This is a genomic window from Streptacidiphilus sp. BW17 (assembly GCF_041262485.1).
In the GTDB taxonomy this organism is placed as follows: domain Bacteria; phylum Actinomycetota; class Actinomycetes; order Streptomycetales; family Streptomycetaceae; genus Streptacidiphilus.
In genome coordinates this window covers 1-2,696 of record NZ_JBGCCR010000078.1, presented here as the reverse complement: position 1 = coordinate 2,696, position 2,696 = coordinate 1, and the positions used below count along the sequence as shown (strand labels likewise).

2 protein-coding genes and 1 pseudogene are annotated in these 2,696 nt (G+C 68.1%); all 3 read left to right on the top strand.

Features of this window, described 5'->3' with window-relative positions; genetic code table 11:
• Positions 1 to 1,272: potassium-transporting ATPase subunit KdpB (gene kdpB / locus ABH940_RS36895; RefSeq protein WP_370107284.1), on the top strand; the 1,272-nt coding region annotated here is incomplete at its 5' end.
• A gap of 30 nt (positions 1,273 to 1,302) precedes the next feature.
• Positions 1,303 to 1,932, top strand: a complete 630-nt coding sequence (kdpC, locus tag ABH940_RS36890; protein ID WP_370072727.1) for a potassium-transporting ATPase subunit KdpC — start codon at positions 1,303 to 1,305, stop codon at positions 1,930 to 1,932.
• A 138-nt stretch (positions 1,933 to 2,070) separates the two neighbouring features.
• Positions 2,071 to 2,696 (top strand): annotated as a pseudogene (locus ABH940_RS36885) (histidine kinase); the annotation flags it as partial.

The following is a 2,696-nucleotide window of genomic DNA, read 5'->3' as shown; positions in this document are numbered from 1 at the left end:
ATCGGTGCGCTGCTCTCCGCGATCGGCATCGCCGGTATGGACCGGCTGGTGCAGCGCAACGTGCTGGCGATGTCCGGTCGCGCCGTCGAGGCCGCCGGTGACGTCTCCACGCTGCTGCTGGACAAGACCGGCACCATCACCTTCGGCAACCGCCAGGCCGCCGAGTTCGTGACCGTCGGCGACGTGGACCAGCAGGCGCTGGCCAGTGCCGCGCAGCTCTCCTCCCTCGCGGACGAGACGCCCGAGGGCCGATCCATCGTGGTGCTGGCCAAGGAGAAGTACGGTCTGCGCGAGCGTGCGCAGGGCGAGTTGGCCCACGCGGAGTGGATCGAGTTCACGGCTCAGACCCGGATGTCCGGCGTCGACGTCGACGGCGAGTCCATCCGCAAGGGCGCGGCCGCGGCCGTGGCCTCGTGGGTGCTGGAGCACGGTGGCCGGACCAGCAACGAGCTGGACGTCGCCGTGGAGCGGATCTCCAACCTCGGTGGTACGCCGCTGGTGGTCGCGGAGAAGAAGGGCTCCGAGCCCGCTCGTGTCCTCGGTGTGATCTACCTGAAGGACGTCGTCAAGCCCGGCATCAAGGAGCGCTTCGCGGAGATGCGCGCCATGGGCATCAAGACGGTCATGATCACGGGTGACAACCCGCTGACGGCCGCCGCGATCGCCGAGGAGGCGGGCGTGGACGACTTCCTCGCGGAGGCGACTCCCGAGGACAAGATGGCCCTGATCAAGAAGGAGCAGGAGGGCGGCCGTCTGGTCGCCATGACCGGTGACGGCACCAACGACGCTCCCGCGCTCGCGCAGGCGGACGTCGGCGTGGCCATGAACACCGGCACCTCGGCCGCCAAGGAGGCCGGGAACATGGTGGACCTGGACTCCAACCCGACCAAGCTGATCGAGATCGTCGAGATCGGCAAGCAGCTCCTGATCACCCGCGGTGCGCTGACCACCTTCTCCATCGCCAACGACGTCGCGAAGTACTTCGCGATCATCCCGGCCATGTTCGCGGTGGTCTATCCGGGGCTGAACAAGCTCAACATCATGCACCTGCACAGCCCGATGTCGGCGATCACCTCGGCGATCATCTTCAACGCGCTGATCATCATCGGCCTGATCCCGCTCGCGCTGCGTGGCGTGACGTACAAGCCGTCCTCGTCCCAGTCGCTGCTCCGCCGCAACCTGGGGATCTACGGCGTCGGCGGCCTGATCCTGCCGTTCGTCGGCATCAAGCTGATCGACCTGGTCGTCCAGTTCATCCCCGGCCTGCACTGAGCAGTCCCGACTCGAGTGAAGTGACCTTTCATGGCTAAGCCCCTTCCCACCTCGGTGCGGAACCACCTCACGGGCCTGCGGATCCTGCTCCTGTTCACGGTGCTCTGCGGCCTGCTCTACCCCCTGGTGATCACCGGGGTGTCCCAGGCGGCCTTCTCCAAGCAGGCCAACGGCTCGCTGGTGAAGGACTCGAAGGGACAGGTCGTCGGCTCCTCGCTGATCGGCCAGAACTTCACCGTCCTCTCCAAGGACGGCAAGTCCCAGACGCCGGACCCGAAGTACTTCCAGTCCCGTCCGTCGGCGGCCGGCGCGCTCGGCTACGACCCGACCGCGTCCGGCGCCACCAACAAGGGCACCAACGACGCCGGTCTGGCCGCGACCTACACGCAGCTCAAGGCGGCGATCGCGAAGTTCGACGGCGTTCCGGAGAGCCAGGTCCCGGCGGACGCGATCACCTCGTCCGGTTCGGGTCTCGACCCGGACATCAGCCCTGCGGACGCGGCCATCCAGGTCAACCGGGTCGCCAAGGCGCGCGGTGTCTCGGCCGCCCAGGTCGAGGCGCTCGTCAAGAAGTACACCCAGGACCGTACGCTGGGCTTCCTGGGTGAGCCCCGCGTCGACGTTCTCCAGCTCAACCTGGCCCTGAACCAGCTCGGTTGATCCACAGATCCTGTTCCGCACCGATCCGGTGATCTGCTGACCGACCGCACGGCGGTCGGTCAGCGGATCCACGGGTCCCTGCGGAACAGGTCAGGCACCGGCAGTCGTCGAGCGGGCGGCGAAGGAGGCGCGGCGACAATGGCGGTAACCACCGGCACCGGTAGGGGAAGGCTGAAGGTCTTCCTCGGCTCGGCGCCCGGCGTGGGCAAGACCTACAAGATGCTGGACGAGGCGCACCGCCGTTCCCAGCGTGGTCAGGACGTGGTCGTCGCGTTCGTCGAGAGCCACAAACGCCGGCACACCGAGTCCCTCGTGCAGGGCCTCGACGTGATGCCGCGGCTGGAGCGCGACTACCGCGGCGGCCGGTTCGCCGAGATGGACACGGACGCCGTGATCGCCCGCTGCCCGCAGGTGGCGCTCGTCGACGAGCTCGCCCACACCAACATCCCCGGCGGTCGGCACGCCAAGCGCTGGCAGGACGTGCAGGAGTTGCTGGACGCCGGCATCGACGTGCTGACCACGGTCAACGTGCAGCATCTCGAGTCGCTCAACGACGTGGTCCAGAAGATCACGGGGGTGCCGCAGCGGGAGACCGTCCCGGACGAAGTGGTGCGCCGCGCCGACCAGATCGAGCTGGTCGACATGGCCCCCGAGGGCCTGCGCCGACGCATGGCCCACGGCAACGTCTACACCGCCGAGAAGGTCGACGCCGCCCTCTCCAACTACTTCCGCGTCGGCAACCTCACCGCCCTGCGCGAACTGGC

Coding starts and splice junctions, on each gene's coding strand:
- kdpC (WP_370072727.1), top strand. CDS start 1,303: ATGGCTAAGCCCCTTCCCACCTCGGTGCGGAACCACCTCACGGGCCTG.